The following is a 22,500-nucleotide window of genomic DNA, read 5'->3' on the forward strand; positions in this document are numbered from 1 at the left end:
ACAGGTTCATAGAAAGATCCTCGTGGGGAGGCTGCGAGGATCCAATAAACCGCAGGTACTCAGCTTCTATCAGGGAGCGGCTGTATTTGGCACAACCTGCGCTCAAACCCAACCGTTCGAGTAAACATTAAGACGGTTGGGCGATTATTTGCCCTAGGAACATAATTTTTTAATTTTGAGTTACAGAGTTATCTGAAAATAATCTAAATTAAAATTCCTTAAACTTGAGGAATTACTCATCGTGTTATTCTTTCGCGCGAGAGACATATTCCCCTTTACGAGTATCTACTTTAATTAGCTCGCCAGTTTGTACGAATAAGGGCACACGCACTACAGCTCCGGTTTCTAAAGTGGCTGGTTTTCCACCGCCTCCAGAAGTATCACCTTTTAATCCAGGATCGGTTTCGGTAATTTCCAAAATCACAAAATTCGGTGGTGTAACTTGTATTGGCTCATTATTCCAAAGGGTGACGATACAAATATCTTGCTCTTTTAGCCATTGTGCTGCATCGGCAAGTACTTCTTTAGTCAACGCATATTGTTCAAAATTATCGGGAACCATAAAATGCCAGTGTTCGCCGTCGTTATAAAGATATTGCATTTCCATATCAACCACATCAGCAGAAGATATGGTCTCATTTGATTTGAGTGTGCGCTCTACCACTCGACCTGTTTTTAAGTTGCGAATTTTAATGCGAGTAAAGGCTTGCCCTTTTCCGGGCTTTACAAATTCACAATCGAGAATAGTACATGGGGCGTCATCAACCATTACTTTCAAGCCATTCTTTAATTCATTACTGCCATAAGTTGCCATTAGTGCTCCACAGTTGAGATTTTGCTCTGTTTTAGTTAAAGTTCGCACAGTTTATCAAGTCTGTGTAATTAATGCGAGATACCTCTTTAAGTTGGCAAAAAAATTTGGCGCAAGGTTTTGCTTCAGTTACTGAACTGTTAACTTTTCTGGAACTGCCTTCCTCTATTGGAAGTTTAGATGCTGAAAAGCAATTTCCGAGTCGTATTCCTCTAGGATTTGCCAAGCGCATGCAAAAAGGAAATCCTCGTGATCCTTTATTGCTGCAAGTTTTAGCTACTGAATCTGAATTACACGTCAAGGAAGGATTCAGTGTTGACCCCTTAGATGAGCGCAGTACTAATCCAATTCGAGGATTAATTCATAAGTATTACGGTCGTGTTTTGTTAACCCTGACCGGTGTTTGTGCGGTGAACTGTCGTTTTTGTTTTCGTAGACATTTTCCCTATCAAGATAATAATCCTGGCCGTAATGGCTTTAAAGCAATTTGTGATTATCTTGCGCAAGATACCAGTATCACAGAGGTGATTTTAAGCGGTGGAGATCCCTTGTTGGCATCTGATTTGGTACTCACTGATCTCATCAAGCAATTGGAAGATATTTCTCATCTGCATACTTTGCGTATTCATACACGAATTCCTGTGGTTTTTCCCGAAAGGATTGAGCAGGGCTTACTTTCATTATTAAAAACAACTCGATTGAACAAGGTGATTGTGCTGCATTGCAATCACGCACAGGAGCTGGATGATTCGGTGCGCCAGGTACTTAATGATTTACGGCAAATAGGATGCCATTTGCTAAATCAAACTGTTTTATTAGCAGGAATAAATGATGATGCTCATATTCTGGCTGATTTAAGCCAAGCTTTATTTGCATACGGTGTTCTACCTTATTATTTACATCGATTAGATAAAGTAGAAGGAGCGGCGCATTTTGATTTGCCTTTCACTAGAGTACAAAGTATTTATCAGCAATTACAACATCTTTTACCAGGATACTTATTGCCACGCTTAGTTTGTGAAGAGCCAGGAAAATTAAGTAAAACCCTATTAATTTAGATATACTTTTAACTGCATTTACTTTCTTTTTCGTAAAAAAATTACTGTAAAATAGCATGGGAAAATAAGCAATCCACGGCCTTGCTACAATCCTTTGGCTCCAGAAATACCTTTGAGTGTATCCTATGTTTCGGGAATATTTTGTTACCTATGTCTCAATAAGGACAATAGCCGAGGTATCGGCATCCAGCTAGCCTATCCTATAGGGTTTGCACAAGTAGGCGAATCTACGGTAATCGCTTTATAGCGTCGTTCCATTTCTTTCATTGCAAGAGTGAACTCAGGAAAAAATCGCCATCTTTCTTGTACAAAAATAGGAGTCAGATCTTTACAATTTCTCACCTTATTTACCAGCGGCTTTAAGCTTCCTAGCGTTTCCGGATCTAAGATATCTCCATTAACTTCCCTTTCTACAGATTGAAGATATTGCTCGAACTCCCATGTTAAGTAAGTAGCTCCCACATAAACAGTTTTTCCAAGTCTAGTTTCACAAGTATTTAATCGTTCGATTGTTATTTTTATAAAATTGATTATTGGCTCCATTGTATAACTATTTTTCACTGCTGGATCGGAGGAGTTCGGAGGTGCAATCTGAGGAACCGTTGAATTATTGGGCACTGCAGGAGCAAAAAAACGCAGCGATGGGGTATCCTGAGGAGCCGTTGCATGACTAGGCGCTGCGGCAGTAAAAAAACTCAACGATGGATTAATCTGAGGAATCGTTGAATTACTGGACGCTGCGGAAACGGAAGGCTCCATTGATGATTCAATCTGAGAAAAAGTCGAACTATCCTTCGTCTTAGCTTGATTCCCTATTTCTGAAAATTTTTCTCTCAAAGCTGAAATTATAGCAGCATCACCACGTTCAAACGCAATTACCAGGGAGTTACGACCAGATTTATCAACTTTCAGCAAATCAATTTTTGGATGTTTCAATAATTCTTTAACCACATCGATTTTGCCGTCTTTTATAGCTTGATGAAGTGGTAGCTCCAATTCACCCTTCTCATTCACATCAATTTTAGGGTGTTTTAGTAATTCCTGTATCATGTCGATACGATTATAATTTATGGCGAGAATCAACGCAGTGTTACGACGGATGAGGCCTGGTGAATGACTAAAATTTACATCTAAATTTTCATTTTTACATAACTCTTTCACGATATTTAGATGGCCAGAGCAAATTGCAGATTTTAAAGGCGTATCATCAAAATTACCTGGTCTAGAGATATCAATTTTATTATGATTTAATAACTCATCTACGATATCAAAGTCGCCTCTCTCTATAGCGAAAATCAATGCCGTTTTGCGTTCATTACCACCAAAAAGAGCATTGGATTTATACGTATTGATATCTATAAATGGCGACTTAAGTAGTTCATGAAAAATGTCTTTACGCCCAATTTTTACAGCAAGCGCTAAGGTACCATTTTGATTTACATTGATTTTAGATGGATGTTTTAATAATTCTTGCACCACCTCAAGATGGCCATTTGCTACCGCAGCAAATAGGGGTGAACAAAGATAACTTTTTTCTGGGGCTATTTGCGGATGATTCATGAATGCAGCCACAATCTCGGGGTAACCAAGACATGCTGCATATAATAAGGGGGTGTCCAATAGATTATTTGCTTTATTTACATTAGTTTCAGGTTGCTTTAATAATTCTTGTACTACTTCTTTATGGCCGCGCATTGCAGCAACAAGTAAAGGGGTATTATTAAAAGAATCAGTTGCATTGACGTTTTTATTTTCAATAATTGATAGGAAGGAGGCGGTCGATACAGCCTCTAATTCTTTCCAAAAACCTGAAAGTTTTTCGGCGGGCTCATCGGTAAAAACGCTCAGAGACAAATGAAATATCTCATTTTCAGTAAATGCTTTGGCTATCCTTCTTGCGGCAGTCTGGATAGAATCGCAAGTTCTTAGATCAGAATGATTAGTTAATGTCCAGGTATTGGTCTGATTATTATAAAAAACATGAATGGCATGCGTTCCGGAATCCATTACTATACCAAATGATAACTGCTCTTTTTGACTCGCTGATTGTATTTTTTCTAAAAATTGTTGCAGCGATGGCGCATTATTTAGTGTTGTATCAGAAAGAAAGAATTTTTTAGGCTCATTGAGTGGAGAAATTTCTTTATCGCTGGAAGCAATATCGTACATAAAAGATTCTAATTTTTGCGTATCTTTTTGATGAAATTTTTCTCCATATAGTTCTAAAAAATTCTGAATTTCATCAGGCTTATAGTGCATCCATACTTGGAAAAAGAACGCCTCTATGGTTAAGAGAATTTCTTCGTCTTTAGTCAATAGCGTCTTTGAGAGAATCTCTTCTTCTCTGGACGATGGCTTATTTAAAGGCTTTGAACTTAATAAGGCAGCGTGTTTTTTTGCAGCATCTAGCAAAGAAGCGAGCTGATTTGAGCCCAGGTTCTCAAGGTAATCCATCCTTTCTTTAAATTTCTCATACTGACCACATCGACGTGCTCTCTCTGCCATTAAGGCAAGTCCCACACAAACTCCCCCTTGATTGGTTGGGAAATTTAACTCAGCCATCAATTCGATAATAGAAGCCATAATTACACCTTAACTATTTACAAATATATTGGTGTAATTTTGAACAATTAAGATTAGGTTGGTATTAAATGATCTACGCAAAATTGCACAATTGATAAAATAAGAATGTTTTTTTGATACAAATAACTTTTCATAAAAATATTAGCATTGCTGGCATCGCCGAAAATAGGGAAGAGGGGGAGTAAAGATCCAGATAAATAAACGGTATCCTGAATTAACCCAGTATTTATGGATTCCTGCTCCGCCATCTAAATCTTGTGAGGATCAAAATTACGATAATAGGTTAGTATTGATACATGTCAAAGCAGCAATTCCTGAATTTATTTACTTTGATGCGCTATATGTTAAAGAATCGGTAGAAGAAAGTCATAAAACAAATGAAAGGAATATACAAAAAACTTAAAAATTTAGGGATTAATGAAAGTCTTATTAATAAGCTTAAAACTAGAAAAATTGCTATTTTTGATGATGTTTTAACTACGGGTACAACATTTTTAGTTTGTGAAGAGCCAATTAGGTAAAACCCTATTAATTTAGATATACTTTGAACTGCATTTACTTTCTTTTTCGTAAAAAAATTACTGTAAAATAGCGTTTATCCAACATGGAAAAAATTTAAGAGTAAAGAATGAAAAAATTACCTATCTTAAGCATGGGCGATTCAGTTGAAATTATTGCACCTGCGTCACGCAGTTCAGACAGTCAATTGATTGGATTAAAAGAATTATTAGAGTCTTGGGAATTAAACTGCGTTGTTCAGAAGGATATTTTTGCTCCCGATTTATTATGTGCGAATACGGATGAAATGCGTTTCGCCCACCTTAAAAATGCTCTACAGAATCCTAAAACAAAAGCCGTAATTTGTGTGCGTGGTGGTTATGGCTCCACGCGCTTAATCCCCAAATTAGCAGAAATTCATCCCCCGGATGAGGCCAAAATATTTATTGGCATAAGCGATGTCACTTGCCTTCATCTTTATTTACAACAACATTGGGGTTGGCCAACAATTCATGGTGCTGCTGCCCCTGATAAATTTTCTAAAGAGACGATTGCTGCGATGAAGTCAATTTTATTTGGGGATGCGCCGGTTCAATTTAGCGGATTAATTCCATTGAACAAGCCTGCGCAAAAAGAAGGCTTTATTAAATCCCAGGTAACTGGTGGCAACTTAGCAATAATTCAGTCAGGAGTGGGAACCTGTTGGCAAATGGATGGTCGAGACAAAATTATTTTGCTCGAAGAAATTGGTGAGCGAGGATACCGTGTTGATCGCATGCTGGAACATCTAAAGCAAGCAGGTCTCTTTTCACATGCTGCTGCAATCATATTGGGGGATTTTCTCGAGGGAAATGAACCTAATGGTTCCTCTTTAATCGAGCCAGTCTTACAACGTTTTGCTGAAAACAGCCCGATTCCAGTACTAAGAATCGCAGGAATAGGACATGGATCCATTAATTTTCCTATTCCTTTTGGAACGGAGGTGCATTTACAATTAGGTGAGAATGCCCAATTAACTTGCTTTCGCTAGGAAGGTAGTTCGGTATGAGTTCGATGGACTTATACTGGGTTACTTCTTTCAGATTACTTTTAAATTTTAGGATTTTTTAAAAATTATTTATACATCGCTGATACTTTTATCCTGAATTTTTCATGGTAGATTGAGTCTCAGACTGGCATTGATATTCTGTTGATCATAAATTTGCCTCTATGTTAAAATTACTTTCATTTATGAGGGAAAGTACTTCATTCTATGCAAGCCAACTCAGAAGAATGTGCAGATAAGTTTATTCAGGTAATGGGAAGGATGAAATGGAGAGTATTTGTCAGAACAGATAATAATGAATCTGTATATCAAAGCCATTATGAGCGATATAATGCAAGTCCTGCTTCTCATATGAATTTGATAGTTTCTGACCCTCCCAAAAATGCTTTTATTAATTCCGGTTATTTAAGTACGTTTGAATTTAATGGCAATACAGGGCTTAAGGCTACCAATTCTTATTTAAATTTTTCTAAAGTTCATTTTATTTTTATACCCGAGGTTCTTTGTGATGAAATTCATTTGACAGGAGGGACTTTCGGTTTTGAGAAAATTGACGAAATTGCTTATCCACGCCAAGTAATAGGTACTTCTTGGGATATCCCTATGCGTCATCAATATATTCCACAAACTTTTAATACTGAAGGAATGTCCATAGCATTGAAACCCGGAGATGCACGCGATAATTGTGAAGTATTGTTGGGAGGAAATTGGCAAGACTACGCCGTCTGTGTCACTTTGTCCAAGCAGCAGGCTCTGGTTCTTGCGAAAAGCAACCATACAGACGAGCGCGCGCTTTTTGCAGATTTGAAAAAATATAATCCCTATTTTGTTGTTTCCCAAACTCTTCAACAATATGAGGCAAAAATAAGGTTAGGAATAATTGCCAAACAACTGCAAGAATGGTGGAAAGAGCCAGATGTGGAGCGACAACTTTTGTGTTTTCTTTATGCGGCGACTCGGGATAAGCCTTATGTGGAGCCGACTCCTGAAATTGATGTTGGTATGCTCGCTTTGTTGCTCGATATTGCTATAAAAATAGAAGTGCTTAGGGAGAGAACTCCCTCTTTGCTAGACTATTTAAGCGTAGTGCAAAATTTATTTATCTATACAGAAACCCAGTTAATTTCCTATAGTCCAGGATTTTACAACACTGTATTAAATTTTTTAAAGAGTCAACTAAAACAATTAGTATTTTTGCATAATCTTGAAGAGATCGACTCTCTGGAAATTGAGAAAAAAATACCTAGGTTGAAATTACTTAATGAAATTTTAATTGCTGAGAAAAACTTTTGGCAATGTATTAGTGATTGTGATCGATTTAATTTTAATCCATCAGAACTAATAACAATCAAAGGTGAGCTACTTACTTTAATTAAAAGCTCTTATGCCGATAACTCATTCCTTTCAGAAGAAAAATTAGACGTTAAACTCGGAAAAATATCCGAAGCTTCAAAACAGATAAAAGCAAGATTAGCTGAATTTTTAGATAGAGATTACATTCTAAACAGTGGACTACAATTATTGGCCCACACGAAATTCAGTCAAGCGAAAGGACAATCATTTATTTATTGCATGGGTGAGTGGTTTAATGTATGGGCCAGGAGAATTTCTGGAATTTCCTTTTCACCTCAAGTATTACATCAGCAGGCAAAATGCTGTGAGCAGATAAAAAATAATTTAATCTTGTTACAAGAATTCTACGATACATACAAAAATGGCCAATTCGTGAATAAAAATTTTCTAAATGAATTTGATAAGCAGGTTATTGATACAATTAATGAAGTTAAGAGCGTATTAGAACCCCCTTCATTGGATATTGGTCGATATCTATCTGAAAGAACAACGCAGCTAGTCGCTTTAATGGGTACACAGATTACTCAACGAGGAGGCACTTTTTACATAGCACCTATAACGAGGCACTTGGACTGTTTAAATAGCATTCGAAAACCTGAGTCTGCGGTGTCAGTATATAGAGTCAAATAGCAGCAGCTCCTGTGTGTCCCCATAGTAATTCGTGATATTCGCTAGGGGATGAAGAGGCAAAATGAATTGAAAAGATGATAATCGCTAAATAACCTGCTCCTCATCTTGATAGAGCTTAATAAGTTTTTCCTGGGCACAATTATTTCCTTGAGTTACAGGCTTATAGCTGCCATCACTTTGCATTTCCCATGTGTTACTGTTGTCTTTGAGATAGTTTTTAATGATTTCTTGTTTGATTCGTTTTTTGCAATTTTCATCAAGAATTGGAAACATAATTTCAATACGATGGTACAAATTTCTTTCCATGAGATCAGCACTAGAACAAAAATAATATTCTTCTTCATGAAGGCGGAAGTAGAATACCCGATGATGTTCTAGAAATCGTCCAATATAGGAAAGCACGCGTATATTTTCTGAAATACCAGGTATTCCAGGTTTGAGGCAACATACGCCACGCACAAGCAAATTTATTTTAACTCCTGCTTGTGACGCTTTATATAAAGCTTGAATTATAGTTTTATCAGCTAATCCATTTACTTTGAGGAGAATTTCTGTGTCTCCTTTTTTTAATGCGGCAGCAGTGCATTGTTCAATATATTGCAACAGCGTTTTTTGTAACGTAAAAGGTGAGTGGCTTAACGCTTTGAGTTTAACTACTTTGCCAAGGCCGGTTAACTGTTGAAAAATGATTTGAATATCGGAGGTGATAGTAGGCTCACAAGTTAATAAACCTAAATCAGTGTAACGTTTTGCGGTGTATTCATGATAGTTTCCCGTACTTAAATGTACGTAACGTTTTAGTTTCCCGTGAGCGCGTCTGACCACCAGGGTCATTTTGGCATGAGTTTTATACCCTACAACACCATACAGCACTAGAATTCCTGCGGCATGCAAACGATTTGCCAATTTCAGATTGGATTCTTCATCAAAACGAGCCCTTAATTCAATAACGGCAGTAACCTCTTTCCCTGAATGAGCAGCATCCACTAAAGCGTCAACCATTACTGATTGCGAGCGAGTACGATATAAAGTTTGACTAATCGCCAGGACATTGGGATCACTCGCAGCCTGTCTTACAAAATCAATAACTACTTCAAAGCTTTGATAAGGGTGATGGAGTAGAATATCTTGTTCGTCAATGACATTAAATAAATTACGTTCTGACTTGGGAAAGTGGGGATACTGCGCTATAAAAGGTGGGTAATTCAAATCCGGTCGATCAATGCTGTTAATCGCCGTTAAATGGCGTTGAATGTTAACTGGTCCATCACAATAATAAGTATCTTCATGACGTAAATGGTATTTTTGCAATAAAAAATCAACAATTTTTTCTGGGCAATTCTTTTCAATTTCGAGTCGAACTACATGACCATAATGACGGGAAAAAATCTCGCGTTGTACGGCTTTGGCCAAATCATCAATTTCTTCTTCCCGCAAAAACAGATCGCTATTTCGAGTAAGACGAAAAGAATAACAGCCGCTAATCTCCATTCCCGGGAATAAACTATTGACATGGGTAGTAATAATTGAGGAGAGATGAACAAAATAATGAGCATCGCCACATAATTCTGAAGGCAAATGAATAACCCTGGGAATCGATCTTGGCGCATGTACTACTGCATAATTAATGTTTCGATCAAAAGCATCTTTACCACTTAAAGAAATAATAAAGTTTAAGCTTTTATTAATCAGTTGCGGTAACGGATGCGCCAAATCAAGAGCAATTGGGCTAATGACGGGTTGAATCTCATGTTTAAAATAGTGCTTTGCCCATAAGTGGATGTCGTCGGTCCATTTGTCGGTATCAAGAAAGTGAATATTTTCCTTACCCAATGCCGGGAGAAGTTGTTTATTAAATATGGAGTACAGTTGATCTATGAGCTTATGTGTTTTTTGGCTGATCTGACTAAATGCTTCATCAGGACGTAAACCATCAATCGTTAATTTTCCTGAAGAGAGAGCAATTTTTTCTTTAAGCCCTGCAACGCGTATTTCAAAAAATTCATCAAGGTTACTGCTGCAGATACTAAGAAAACGCATTCTCTCTAGTAAAGGCACACGTTCATCATTAGCCAACATAAGAACTCTCTGGTTAAATGCAATAATAGAAAATTCTCGATTGATATAATATTCTGGATTATCCAACACAGTTTCCAAGGGAGTAACTCCATTTATTTTTTATATAGTAGGGGGCATGTTACTATTTTAGACCTTAACGAACCAGAAAAAAACACACGGCTATAAAACCTATAAAACCATAAAAGGGTGATAAATTCCAAAAAGTTAAAGCGAGAAAAAATACAAAACAACACAATGCAATTGGAATAGAAAAATACATACCAACGACACCTTGAGCAACTGAATAACTGGCTGCAGCAAGTAACGCCAATGCACCATATTGTACGCCAATCATTATTTTTCGCATTCCAGGTCCATTATGACTGGTCAGCCATTGATAACCTGCTATGGCCATTAATAATCCTGGTAAATTAAGACTAAGAACAGCAAGAACCAAACCAGTCATTCCGGCGGCTTTATATCCTATAAGGGCAGATAATTTGACTCCGGTTAATCCTGGAAAAATAAAAGTTGAACCAACCATGGCAATAAATTCTTCTTGTCCAATCCACTGTCGATATTCAACCGCCTCATATTCCAATAGTTTTAACATGGAATTACCTCCTCCCAGGGAAATAAGACCAATTTTTCCAAAGCTTAGAATAATCGCGAACAGGGTATTTATCATAATTGCAGTAAATTTTTCAGGAAAGTTACATATTCGCAGGAAATGGGCTCATCCAGCAAGTGCTTGGAAATCATCTCTACGAGACGCAGGGACCTTCCTTCAATACATACGCTAAAATAAATTTTTTGGCGTACTTCAAGACGGGCAAGCTCAATTTTCACTTTGGGCTTTGTTGGACATTTATAGATAAGTGCGTCTTTTTTAACGGAAACTTCGATACCTTCTTGTTCAACCTGTTGCATTATCTCCTGTAACTCTGGAGGAGTGGGTTGGTCTTGAGTTCGTTCAAGGATTATTTTGGGCCCATAACCAACAGCATGGTTTGTTTGTTTGAGTAATGGCTTATAAAGCAACTGATCTCGGCGTTTCTTGATGTTGTAGTTTTGATTAAGCAGCAAATAATAATCGTCTTCCCGATGTTTCTGTTTATAATTCGCTAATTCGAGTAATGAATTATCAATTGTATTTAAAATAATCGGTTCATTATCCGACCAAAAATAACGAATCTCCCATTTTAATTGTTCGTCTTTTTTATCCACCAAATCAGCTAAGGGTAAGCTTGCTTTTGGGGTAAATTCGAAATTCCAGGCTAGGCGTTGGTTCGTACTCAATTGCTACTCACAAAATAAAGAGTATATACTACAGCTTTATTATGCAAAGCAAGGGAAGGTATTGATATTATGGCTATTCTGTTCTTTTTAGTATATTTGATATTTACCCTAATTGTTCTTTATAGGGCAATGAACCCATTAGTTTGGGAATTGGGAAGTGTCTTTTATTTAATTGTAGCTACATTTGCTATTGGCTTACCTTGGGTTATTGGCTTTTTACTCTGGCTTGTGATTATTGCGGCCTTGCTCGTAGTGTATCTCGAACCCTTACGTACAGTGATTGCGGATTATCTTTATAAGAAAGCCGGTAAGTCGATCCCTAAGTTGTCAAAAACCGAAGAAGAGGCGCTTAATGCAGGTGATACCTGGTTAGAACAAGATATTTTTACCGGGAAACCAGATTGGGAGCGATTAGCGAACGTCTATACGGAGCTTACTGGCGAAGAACAATTATTTCTTAAGAATGAAACCCATACCTTATGCAGCATGATTGATGAGTGGGAAATTAGCCAAACACGTGATTTACCTGAACAGGTTTGGACGTACATGAAGGAAAATGGATTTTTTGGTTTGGTGATCCCTAAAGAATATGGGGGTAAGGGATTTTCAGCGCGCGCACACTCTGATGTAGTCATGAAAATATCCAGTCGTTCAGGTGTTGCTGCAGTAACTGTTATGGTACCTAATTCATTGGGTCCTGGTGAATTAATCAATTATTATGGTACAGAGGAACAAAAAAATCATTATCTGCCCCGTCTTGCAAAAGGCATTGATATTCCCTGTTTTGCCTTAACTGAACCTGGTGCAGGCAGTGATGCAACCTCCATTCAATCAACTGCGATCGTCATGAAGAAGAAAGTTGATGGGAAAATGGTACTCGGATTGAACATTACTTTAGACAAACGTTGGATTACTTTAGCGCCAGTAGCAACGTTGATTGGTCTTGCAGTCAATGTGAAAGATCCCGATGGCTTATTGCAGGGGGAAGGCGAAGAAGGGATTACTTGTGTGTTGATTCCACGCGATACCAAAAATCTGGAAATTGGCAACCGCCATTTACCTTCTGATCAACCGTTTATGAATGGAACTATTCGTGGGAAAGATATTTTTGTGCCCATAACAACAGTGATTGGTGGTCAGAAACGAATAGGTAGTGGATGGCAAATGTTGGTTGAATGCCTCTCCATTGGCCGTTCGATTTCTTTACCTGCACTTGGCGCTGGTTCTTCCTCTTCTTGCTATCTCGCAACCAGTGCTTTTGCGCGTGCACGCTGCCAATTTAATGTAGAAATTGGTCAATTTGAAGGAATTGAAGAAAAACTTGCAGAGATCGCGGGTTTAAATTATTTAATTAATGCAAATCGATTACTGACGGTTGCTGCTGTAAATGAGCATAAAAAGCCTTCCGTAGCTTCTGCAATTGCTAAATATTTTAATACTGAACTGGCACGATCAGTGGTTAATGCATCTATGGATGTGCATGCAGGACGTGCTGTAGTAGTGGGACCACGGAATTATTTAACTAATTTTTATAACGGGGTTCCTATTTCCATTACGGTGGAAGGGGCAAATGTAATGTCACGAAACTTGTTAATTTTTGGCCAAGGCTCGATGGCATGCCACCCATACATACGTCATGAGTTTTACGCTATTTCCAACCAGGATAAAACAGCTTTTAGAGAAGTTATCTGGAAACATATCCAATATTTCATGCAAAATTTTGCCAAAGCAATTTGTTCTGGATGGACTGGTGGACTATTTATTAGTGCACCCAAGCAAAAAATGAAACGTGAGTACAAACGGCTGGCACGCCTGAGTCACGCTTATGCCTGGCTTGCAGATTTATCTTTGATTGTGTTGGGAGGCGATTTAAAACGCAAAGAACGCCTCTCAGCACGTCTTGCTGATGGAATGTCTTATCTTTACATGGCAATGGCCGTTTTACGTAATGTGCAATTGAATAATGAAAATCCTGATGATTTATTACATGCTCGATGGGCAGTGTCCTATTGTTTTTATCACGCACAAAAAGCAATGATCGCATTGTGTTATAACTTCCCCTCCAGATTTTTGGGTGGGCTCGCCCGTATATTGGCATTTCCTTTGGGGCAGACTATGCGCTATCCCACCGATAAGTTAGAGCAAAAATTAGCGCGTTTGATGACCACAAATAATCAATATCGTAATCGGTTGAAGGATATCGTGTACCTAAGCGGTGATCCCAAGCAACCAATAGATAGAGTGGAGCATGCCTTACAGCAAATCATTCAAACAGACGATCTTATCAAAAAGACAGGTGACTTAAGACGCGTTAAATTTGGTAAATTAAAGGATAAATTAAAAGAGAAGGTTGAAAAAAATGAATTAACCCAACAGGAAATGGATGCGTTACTTGCAACGGAAGCTGCACGATGGGATGCCATTTTAGTTGATGAGTTCACTTTTGAGTCCATGAAAAAGCAATCGTTTAACTCAGTGATTGATGAGATTAAATCACCATTTATGCATGGAGATGCTTCTTCTTAGAAGCACTCCCATAATGGCGGAGGTTTTTTAGTCTTGGAAGTGTGTGGTGTCTTTCAGGGGCGATAGCAAAAGGATACAATTTGTTTATTTTCTTGTATTTTACAAACTTTTAACGGGTAAGCTAAAAAGCTGTTTTCCCGTACACAACGTCAGTTTGCTATAATAAAGTCAATACATTAAGACGAATTCGTGAGAGAGATTAATTTATGTCTGAAGAACATTCACCTGAAGTATACGATGAAACTGGAGTAGCATCTCCCGAAAAATATAAGAAAAAAGCGTTGCCACCGAGAGAAGATCTTTTAAAAGCAATGCAAACTGCGGAAAAGTCAGCGAAATCGGCACGATATTTAAGGCAACAAGTTCATCAAATCGTTGAAAACTCAATACTCTTGAATAAAAATCCAGAGTCACAAGCGCTTGCACAACAAGTACTAAAAGCAGTAGATGAGTTTACTCAATTTGTGGAATATAAATTTTCTCAAGAATCACAAACTTGGTCTGGTAAACCGCCTAAATCTTCCTTCGATCAAATGCAGACTAAAATTGCAGAAAAAGCCAGTGCTACGCTATCTGAAAAGAATGTTCCAAGTATCCGATTCGATTATGGGATCAGCAAAGAGGGGCATTTTGTTCGTGGATATGGTCCGACTGAGAAAGGGGCTCCTCCATTAGAAGATGAAACAATTGATTCTTTAGACCGCTTGTTTAACGCATGGTTAGCTAATAATCATCAAGTAATCACTAGAGACGGTTTTTTCTTTAAGAATGAAAAGGGAGTAGAAAGAAAACTGACTGGAGATGAAGTAGAAGCGTTAATGGCAGATTCCGCTAAAGAATTTAAGGAATATTTGAAGAAGAGTGGGGTTGAATCCGAACTCGTATCTCGACAACGCGAATACCCAGGGGAACATCGATTGGAAGAAACCAAGAAAGCTGCTGCTCAGAAAGCTGTAGAAAGGGTAATTGAAGAAGCTGAAAGGGAAGAAGAAAGACCAGAACCAGAACAACCTCAAAATGTTGGGCCTGGTTAATCGGCATTTTTTCACGAGCGGCTTTTAGTACATGTAATGATGCATACATTATCCTGGTGCAGCGAAAGCAAAATTAGCCTTGGGCATTAAAGGTTTCGCTTGCACTATGTATACATTGCTCAATTTAAATTTTATTCACGGCGTGCAGTCTCTCTAGAGTTCCTATATCAAACCAGAGGCCGTCATAAACACTGGCGGTTACTTTATTTTGTGCGGCATATTGGCGAATTAAAGGCGCGACTGAATAGCGGCCTTGCATGCAGTGGGTAAATACCTCTGGATGATAGCAGCAAATTCCTGCAAGAGTATATTCTGGATTCGTATTACTTAATTGTGTGTGATTGATTAGCCCAAAGTCGCCATGATGATTAAGAGCAGGATTTTTATTTACTAAAATCACATGAATCGAATCAACATGTTCAAGGTGTATTTGCGAAAAATCAAAATCCGTATAGATATCAGCATTGACGGTAATAAAGGGTTTACCCCCTAACAGCGGTAGTGCGTTTACGATGCCGCCGCCTGTTTCTAGTCCTCCAGGAGGTTCCGGTGAGTAACAAATTTCAATTCCCCAACGTGTCCCATTGCCTAAATGCTGGCGGATTTGGCCTCCAAGATAAGCATGATTAACCACTAATCGTTCAAAGCCAGCTTTTGCCAAATTCATTACATGATGTTCTATTAAAGGCTTTTCTTTAACCATACACAGAGCTTTTGGTGTGACTTCGGTAAGCGGCTTCAAGCGGTCACCGCGCCCGGCGGCTAATATCATTGCAGTTTTCATGGCAGATAAACTCTCAATTGCAGAAATTGGAAAAATGGGCGTAATTCTTCATAAATTTCTGTACATTCAAGTACATATTTTAAGGTCAAAGGTAAATCTTTAAGATATGCCGGTTTATTATCCCGTAAATGCAAACGACAAAAAATTCCTAAAACCTTTAAATGTCTTTGTAAGCCGCACAGATCAAATGCACGGATAAATTCAGCCAAAGAATAATCTTTAGTTAAAGGACTTTGAGTATAAAAAAATTCAACCCATTCCAAAATCTTATGCCGTGGCCAGGAAATATAACAATCTTTAAGTAAAGAAACCAAATCATAAGCGAGAGGGCCGCGCATTGCGTCTTGAAAATCAATAACTCCCAAAGTGGATTCTGTTTGGTTTTGTGCAAGCATCAGATTGCGAGAGTGATAATCACGGTGAATAAAGGTTAATGGCTGCTGTGCTACTTCTGTGGCAATCCATTCCATAGTGTGTTGGACTAAATCGCATTCATTCTGATTGAGTTTCAAGGCAAGATATGCATTAAAAAACCATTCAAGACATAAATTCATTTCTTTAAGCATATGGGTTTTATCAAATGATGCGAGCAACGGATCATTAATTGCGCACGTCTGAATTTTAAATAAAGTTCTTATGGCATCATGATAATGATTATCCACTGTTTCAGAATGAAGCGCATTCAAAAGAAGTTGATCCCCTAAATCACTTAATAATAAGAATCCATTTTCTAAATTCATCGCGAGAATTTTGGGAGTATGAACCTCCGCTTTCTCCAGCATTTGCGCAATATGTATAAAAGAATTGAGATCTTCTTTTCCAGGAGGTGCATCCATGATAACTCGAGTGAGTCCGTTGTATTGAAGACGAAAATATTTCCTAAAACTGGCATCTCCAGCCAAAGGAGCCAACTGAAAATCTTGCAGTTTTAGTGTATCAATTAACCATTCTTTCAGTGCGTTTTCTCGTGCATGCATGGTATACTTCCCCATCATTATTTTGGTTGTAACTTAATAGCTAAGATCACTTCCCCCGAGAGAATAAAGAAGTGTTGCGGATGAGCCTTATCGCAACAAACTCATGCGGGCATGGCGATCAAAAGTAATTCGTTACATATTTTTTTGTGCATAATAAGGCATTTTATTATCCGTGAACAAGATTTCATTCAAATGGTTCTTGATGAGCATCGTTACCCCCCTACTTATTTTGCTCATGGTAATTTATCATGCGTTGGCTTACTCTGCCTCTTTGATTGATGAACCAGTTCAAGCGTGTGTTATCGCACGTGATGTTGATTTAACGGATGATGTAAGAGCAAAGTTTGCCCAATGTTTGGGATGGCAAGCAGATCAAACTTCTCCTATTTGCCTTGGATCATACCAACCGCTCACGGTGGCGCCTCTGGCTTCCCCTGATGAAATAAGGATTATGGCTGATCGTGTTTCTTTTTATCAAGACAAACCGTCATCGTTGAAGGGACATGTAGAAATCCAGCAAAACCAGAGAATAGTCAATGCACAAACTGCATATGTGTATCGAGATCCCAAAAGCAAGCAAATTACAAAAATTGAGTTCCTAGGTAATGTGCGTTATCTGGAACCTGATAAGTTATTGATTGCTCGTAAGGCTACGATTAACCCTCAGAATAAATCGGGTCAAACTGAAGATGTAATCTATCGGTTTAATACCAATAAACGAACTGCAGTATTGCCTGCATGGGGAAGGGCTGGTTTAATGCAGCGCTTTCCTAATTCGGATTACTTGTTGCGCCAGGCGACTTACACCACCTGTGCTCCACAAGATAAAGCCTGGGATCTTGAGGCTAAATCAATTGTTATTGATAATAAGAAAAAAATGGGGGTTGCCAGAAATGTTACGTTGCGCATTCGCGAACGCCCCGTTCTTTATGTGCCCTATTTGAGTTTTCCTACAACCAAAGAACGTAAATCCGGCTTTTTAATGCCTTTAGCTGGATACTCTAATGTAGGTGGTTTTGATTTAGGACTTCCTTATTATTGGAATATTGCACCAAACTATGATTTGACTTTAACTCCCCATCTTTATACAAAGCGTAATGTGATGTTAGGTGGTGAGTTTCGGTATTTAACTGCGAACAGTGCCGGAATAATTGTTGGAAACTTTTTGCCGGATGATGCTGCTTATCGAAATTTTTTGAACAGCCATGCGGAGCAATTTCCTTCCTTTAAAGATAAATCAACAAATCGATGGCTTTATGGCGCTCTTAATACGACACAATTTACTCCCAATTTACGATTAAATGTGAATGTTCAACAAGTTTCTGATGATTATTATTTCCAGGATTTTAGTTCCAATTTGGCACTGATTACTCAAAGACAATTATTGCGTCAAGCAGATTTAACCTATTCCACAGAGCATTGGACTTTTAGAGGCATGGCTCAAAGTTTTCAAACCTTACACCCAATTAATGAGACACCTATTGCTGATCAATATGAGCGTTTGCCGCAATTGTATGCTCATGGCTACTATTATGAATTGCCCGCAGAGGCTAATTTAAATATAACAGGGCAATACGATCAGTTTTTTTGGCCAACATCAACGTTGCAGGATCCGATAATAGCAATGCTCCCAGGGGTGATCCCGGGAGTGGAAATGCCCCAAGGCCCCCGATTCCATTTTAATCCGGTACTTTCTTTACCCCAGCGAACTAATTGGGGATTTATTACCCCATCAGCAGAATTTGTAGAAAACTATTATCAGGTTCGAAACGATTGGCATGATACGCACACTGAATATAATCGCTTTATTCCGCGTTTCAGCACTCATGCTGGTTTATTCTTCGATCGTAATTTTAATTGGAAGGGAGGCTCGTATACACAAACTTTAGAGCCCAGCTTATTTTATTTGTATGTACCTTTTTATGATCAAAGCCGGTTGCCTATCTATGATACTGCTAATATGATTTTTAATTTTGATCAACTTTTTAGAACCAATCGTTTTTCAGGGTTTGATCGAATTGGTGATGCCAATCAATTAACTTATGCATTGACTTCTCGTTGGTTGTCTAATGAAACGGGTGCTGAGCGTGCCAGTTTTTCTATTGGTCAAATCAAATATTTTACGAATAGAAACGTACAGCTGTGTCGTAGCTTAACTGGTTCTTGTATTGCAAATCCTTTGGAAATCGGACAATTGTCTCCATTTTATGGTGTTTCACCTATAGCTTCGCGAGCGGTTTATCATTTCAACCCTGCCTTGAAAATTCTGGGTGATTATGTATGGGATCCTGCCACCTCTGGGACAAACAATGGTGGTTTGAATTTACATTATCAACCGAAACCCAATGCAATTATTAATGTGGGTTACAGCTACTTAGTTAATGGAGATGTGACAAAAGTTAGGAATGATGCAGGAGTAGATAATTCGTTGCACCAAGGATTAATTTCTGTTTCTTGGCCAATAAGTGATCGATGGAGCACCATTGGTGCATACAGCCATAACATTAGTAAAGATTACAGTATGATGTCTTTATTAGGGATACAATATGATAGTTGTTGTTGGGCAGCACGAATTTTAGGAGGAAGAACTTTTAAGAGTTTAAATGCTGAATTCTCGCCTCAATATAATAACAATATCTATTTGCAAATTTTATTAAAAGGCTTAGGATCAGTAGCAAATAGTGATCCTGGAAGTGTATTGAATACTTATATTCCAGGATATGAAGATCCATTTCGTCGTTAAACCAAATAATGGTATAAAGTGAAGCGAAGTCGCTTGTGTTTTGGATAAAAATAACCTAAATTGCTCGAAAAAAGTAATAAGGATTAAGGCATGTATAAAAAAATAACCCTTGTATGCATATTGTTTGCTGCCATTGGGGGAGCAGAAGCAAAACAATTATTGGATAAGGTAGTAGCGGTCGTTAATAATGGAGTGATCACCGCAAGTGAACTTAACAAGCAGGTCGAATTAACAAAAAAACAAATTATCGCACAAAAAATGCAAGTTCCAGCGGATTCGGTATTACGCAAGCAAGTACTGCAGCATTTAATTGATGTGAATGTGCAATTGCAAATGGCAAAACAACATGGTCTTACTGTAGATGATACCGAATTAAATCAGGCAATTGAAAAAATAGCAGCAGTAAACCATGCCACTCTGACTCAATTACGTGAAGAAATTGTCAGACAAGGAATGACTTGGGAAGAATACAGAGAAAATATTCGTAAAGAGATGCTCCTTTCTAACCTACAACAAAAAGCAGTTGGAAGAGATGCGGCTGTTACGAATGAGCAAGTTGAGCAATACCTCAAAACCGAAGGAGCGATAGTCGATCGTTCTGCGCTCACCTATCATCTGCAAAATATAGTTATTCCACTAAGCGAAGAACCTACATCTGAAGAAGTAAAAAAAGCGAAAAGCAAAGCAGAGTCTTTATTAGTAAAGATAAAAAAAGGTGAGGACTTTAGTCGTTTGGCTATAGAAAATTCCAGTGGTGAATTTGCATTAGAAGGCGGTGATTTAGGTGACCGCCATTTAGCAGAGTTACCCGAATTATTTGCGAAGGAAGTAGTGAATATGAAAGTGGGACAAGTCTCTGCCCCCCTACGTGCAGGCAATGGATTTCAGTTAATTAAATTGGTATCTATTGGCGGTGACAATCAACACCATGTCATTACTAAAACTCATGTTCGTCATATTCTTTTAAAACCTGATCCAAGCATGCTTCCTGAAGATTCAAAGAGACAGGTGAACAATATTTATCTGCAATTAAAGGCGGGTAAGGATTTTGCACTCATGGCAAAACAATATTCCTTGGATTCTGCCAGCGCTGTTAAAGGTGGTGATTTGGGTTGGGTCTCACCTGGAGTGTTAGTTCCTGATTTCGAGAAAGTTATGGATAAACTGGCTGTAAATGAAATTAGTCCTCCTGTAAAATCACAATTTGGTTGGCATATTATTCAAGTGCTCGGCCGTAAGAAAGAAGATGATTCAGAAGCTTTTAAAAAGCAGCAGGTACGACAATTTTTACAACAACGGAAGTTTGCTGAAGCAGTACAAAATTGGCAGCAACATATACGTTCAGATGCATATGTTAATATTGTTGATAAGGAACTGGCGTGAAGCCACTTCTTGTTAGCAGCGGAGAGCCAGCAGGAGTTGGTCCTGATTTATGTCTGGCTCTCGCAAAATATGATTTCCCCTTGGTGATATTAGGGGATCAGGCGGTACTAGAAGCTAGAGCAAAAGAATTAAACTGCGCGATTAATTTTATTCCATACCAAAGCGGACAAGATATCAAACCGAAACATGATCATTTAACCGTACTTTCAGTAACTTGTCCTCATCCAGTCCAGAGCGGTTGTCTTAATCCCCAAAATGCCGTATATGTTATTGAACTTTTAAACCAGGCAGCTGTATTATGTGGAAGTGGTGAGTTTTCTGGATTAATTACTGCTCCCGTTCATAAGGCAAATATTAACGAAGCAGGTATTCCATTTAGTGGTCACACTGAATTTTTTGCACAATTCTATAAAACAGATGTGGTGATGATGCTGGCTTGTAGTGAAATGAAAGTAGCCTTAGTTACTACACATCTTCCTTTACGCATGGTGCCCGGTGCAATTACTTCAGAACTGATTATTCAAGTGATTACTCAGGTGCACCAATCGTTGATTCGGGATTTTAATATTCAAGATCCCTGTATTAAAGTAGCTGGTTTAAATCCACACGCAGGAGAGTCAGGTTACCTGGGGCGAGAAGAAATTGAGATAATTACTCCAACGATAACGTTCCTACAAAAACAAGGTATTAATGTTCAGGGACCATTGCCTGCTGATACCCTATTTATTAAAAGTCATTTACAAAATTGTGACGCCTATGTTGCCATGTATCATGATCAAGGGTTACCGGTAATCAAGTATGCTGATTTTCATAATGCAGTTAATGTGACTTTAGGATTGCCAATAATACGTACTTCAGTAGATCATGGTACTGCTTTAGAGTTGGCAGGAAAAAATTTGCTCGACACAGGTTCAATGTTTGCCGCCGTTGATATGGCAAAGACCATGGCTATTTCCAGGATGAGATCATGATAAGTTTAATTGCCGCAATTGATGAGGCTGGGGGACTGGGTTTCAACAATCAGTTACTTTGTCATTTACCTGCCGATTTACAACACTTTAAATCAATTACTATGGGCAAACCCATCATTATGGGAAGAAAAACATTTGCTTCTATAGGAAAACCCCTGCCAGGAAGGCTGAATATTATATTAAGCCACAGCATAACCTCAATTGAGGGTGTTTCTGTATTTAATTCTTTAGAAAAAGCAATCAATCAAACCAAAGAGTTTCCCGAGATTATCATTATAGGTGGTGCTGAACTGTTTGCAGAGGCAATAAATAAAGCCACTCGCCTATATATTACGCGAATACATCATCAATTTGTTGCGGACGTTTTTTTCCCGGAAATTGATGAATCAATATGGTACTGCAGTGAGAAACAGTTCAGACCACACGATGAAAAAAATAAATATGATATGACTTTTTATACATATGAACGTATTAAATAATAATTATCATTTTTAAAGATAAAGTGCAGAAATAATTTCAATCCTCAGTTTTAACTCTTCAACATGATGCTATCCGCATGGAAAACTTCCAAACTATGATTAATGAAATGTTTGATATTTTCTGCTACAATAAGATGCAAAAAATGCCCAATATGGGTATGTAAAGATCGATATGGACTACAGTCGATAAGCAAAAGAAAACAATTAAAAAAAAATGAAAAAAGTATTTGACACTGAGAGGGAAATCAGTAGAATACGCAGCACGCCT

At 38.1% G+C, this 22,500-nt stretch carries 16 protein-coding genes; 9 read left to right on the forward strand and 7 right to left on the reverse strand.

The window, feature by feature from the left end; translation table 11 throughout:
- Positions 1–244: 244 nt before the first annotated feature.
- Positions 245–814: an elongation factor P gene (gene efp / locus A8O27_RS16100; RefSeq protein ID WP_058458582.1), complete on the reverse strand. Its 570-nt coding sequence runs from the start codon at positions 812–814 to the stop codon at positions 245–247.
- A 71-nt stretch (positions 815–885) separates the two neighbouring features.
- On the opposite strand from efp, the gene epmB reads away from it, so the two are divergent.
- Positions 886–1,869, forward strand: a complete 984-nt coding sequence (gene epmB, locus A8O27_RS16105; protein WP_058458581.1) for an EF-P beta-lysylation protein EpmB — start codon at positions 886–888, stop codon at positions 1,867–1,869.
- A gap of 195 nt (positions 1,870–2,064) precedes the next feature.
- Here the strand turns inward: epmB and A8O27_RS16110 are convergent, their stop codons facing one another.
- The gene (locus tag A8O27_RS16110) at positions 2,065–4,452 is read right to left on the reverse strand and encodes an ankyrin repeat domain-containing protein (protein WP_058458580.1); all 2,388 of its coding nucleotides are present in this window, start codon (positions 4,450–4,452) and stop codon (positions 2,065–2,067) included.
- 628 nt (positions 4,453–5,080) lie between these two features.
- Between A8O27_RS16110 and A8O27_RS16120 the strand changes: the two genes are divergently transcribed.
- Together A8O27_RS16120 and A8O27_RS16125 are read left to right on the forward strand one after the other, a co-directional pair.
- Positions 5,081–5,980, forward strand: coding sequence for a S66 peptidase family protein (locus A8O27_RS16120; RefSeq protein ID WP_058458578.1), 900 nt, complete (start codon positions 5,081–5,083; stop codon positions 5,978–5,980).
- A gap of 222 nt (positions 5,981–6,202) precedes the next feature.
- Entirely contained in the window at positions 6,203–7,978 is a 1,776-nt protein-coding gene (locus A8O27_RS16125; protein ID WP_058458577.1) for a hypothetical protein, read from the forward strand.
- An 84-nt stretch (positions 7,979–8,062) separates the two neighbouring features.
- Here A8O27_RS16125 and ppk1 read toward each other — a convergent pair whose 3' ends face one another.
- From ppk1 to A8O27_RS16140, 3 genes are read right to left on the reverse strand one after another with little or no spacing between them, the layout of a single operon-like run.
- Positions 8,063–10,135: a polyphosphate kinase 1 gene (gene ppk1 / locus A8O27_RS16130; protein WP_058458576.1), complete on the reverse strand. Its 2,073-nt coding sequence runs from the start codon at positions 10,133–10,135 to the stop codon at positions 8,063–8,065.
- Between the two features lie 55 nt (positions 10,136–10,190).
- A complete protein-coding gene (locus A8O27_RS16135; RefSeq protein WP_058458575.1) occupies positions 10,191–10,724 on the reverse strand; it encodes a chromate transporter in 534 nt (177 codons plus the stop codon).
- Positions 10,721–11,335, reverse strand: coding sequence for a hypothetical protein (locus A8O27_RS16140; protein ID WP_058458574.1), 615 nt, complete (start codon positions 11,333–11,335; stop codon positions 10,721–10,723). The genes A8O27_RS16135 and A8O27_RS16140 overlap by 4 nt, the downstream gene beginning before the upstream one ends.
- A gap of 69 nt (positions 11,336–11,404) precedes the next feature.
- Between A8O27_RS16140 and A8O27_RS16145 the strand changes: the two genes are divergently transcribed.
- Together A8O27_RS16145 and A8O27_RS16150 are read left to right on the forward strand one after the other, a co-directional pair.
- Positions 11,405–13,861: an acyl-CoA dehydrogenase gene (locus tag A8O27_RS16145; protein WP_058458573.1), complete on the forward strand. Its 2,457-nt coding sequence runs from the start codon at positions 11,405–11,407 to the stop codon at positions 13,859–13,861.
- 206 nt (positions 13,862–14,067) lie between these two features.
- Positions 14,068–14,895, forward strand: a complete 828-nt coding sequence (locus tag A8O27_RS16150) for a hypothetical protein (protein WP_058458572.1) — start codon at positions 14,068–14,070, stop codon at positions 14,893–14,895.
- A 124-nt stretch (positions 14,896–15,019) separates the two neighbouring features.
- On the opposite strand, the gene murU is transcribed toward A8O27_RS16150, so the two are convergent.
- Both murU and A8O27_RS16160 read right to left on the reverse strand, forming a co-directional pair.
- Positions 15,020–15,679 (reverse strand): N-acetylmuramate alpha-1-phosphate uridylyltransferase MurU, encoded by a 660-nt coding sequence (gene murU, locus A8O27_RS16155; protein WP_058458571.1) that lies wholly within the window; start codon positions 15,677–15,679, stop codon positions 15,020–15,022.
- A complete protein-coding gene (locus A8O27_RS16160) occupies positions 15,676–16,656 on the reverse strand; it encodes an aminoglycoside phosphotransferase family protein (protein WP_058458570.1) in 981 nt (326 codons plus the stop codon). Before A8O27_RS16160 ends, murU begins: the two co-directional genes overlap by 4 nt.
- Before the next feature lie 202 nt (positions 16,657–16,858).
- Between A8O27_RS16160 and A8O27_RS16165 the strand changes: the two genes are divergently transcribed.
- From A8O27_RS16165 to A8O27_RS16180, 4 genes are all read left to right on the forward strand, one after another.
- Positions 16,859–19,399, forward strand: coding sequence for an LPS-assembly protein LptD (locus A8O27_RS16165; protein ID WP_058458569.1), 2,541 nt, complete (start codon positions 16,859–16,861; stop codon positions 19,397–19,399).
- Positions 19,400–19,489: 90 nt separating this feature from the next.
- Complete coding sequence (locus A8O27_RS16170) at positions 19,490–20,782, forward strand: peptidylprolyl isomerase (protein WP_058458568.1); 1,293 nt, start codon at positions 19,490–19,492, stop codon at positions 20,780–20,782.
- Entirely contained in the window at positions 20,779–21,753 is a 975-nt protein-coding gene (gene pdxA, locus A8O27_RS16175) for a 4-hydroxythreonine-4-phosphate dehydrogenase PdxA (protein WP_058458567.1), read from the forward strand. The genes A8O27_RS16170 and pdxA overlap by 4 nt, the downstream gene beginning before the upstream one ends.
- Positions 21,750–22,232, forward strand: a complete 483-nt coding sequence (locus A8O27_RS16180) for a dihydrofolate reductase (RefSeq protein ID WP_058458566.1) — start codon at positions 21,750–21,752, stop codon at positions 22,230–22,232. Before pdxA ends, A8O27_RS16180 begins: the two co-directional genes overlap by 4 nt.
- Positions 22,233–22,500 lie beyond the last annotated feature (268 nt).

Origin of the sequence: Legionella bozemanae (genome assembly GCF_001648595.1) — a bacterium.
GTDB classification, from domain to species: Bacteria; Pseudomonadota; Gammaproteobacteria; order Legionellales; family Legionellaceae; genus Legionella; species Legionella bozemanae.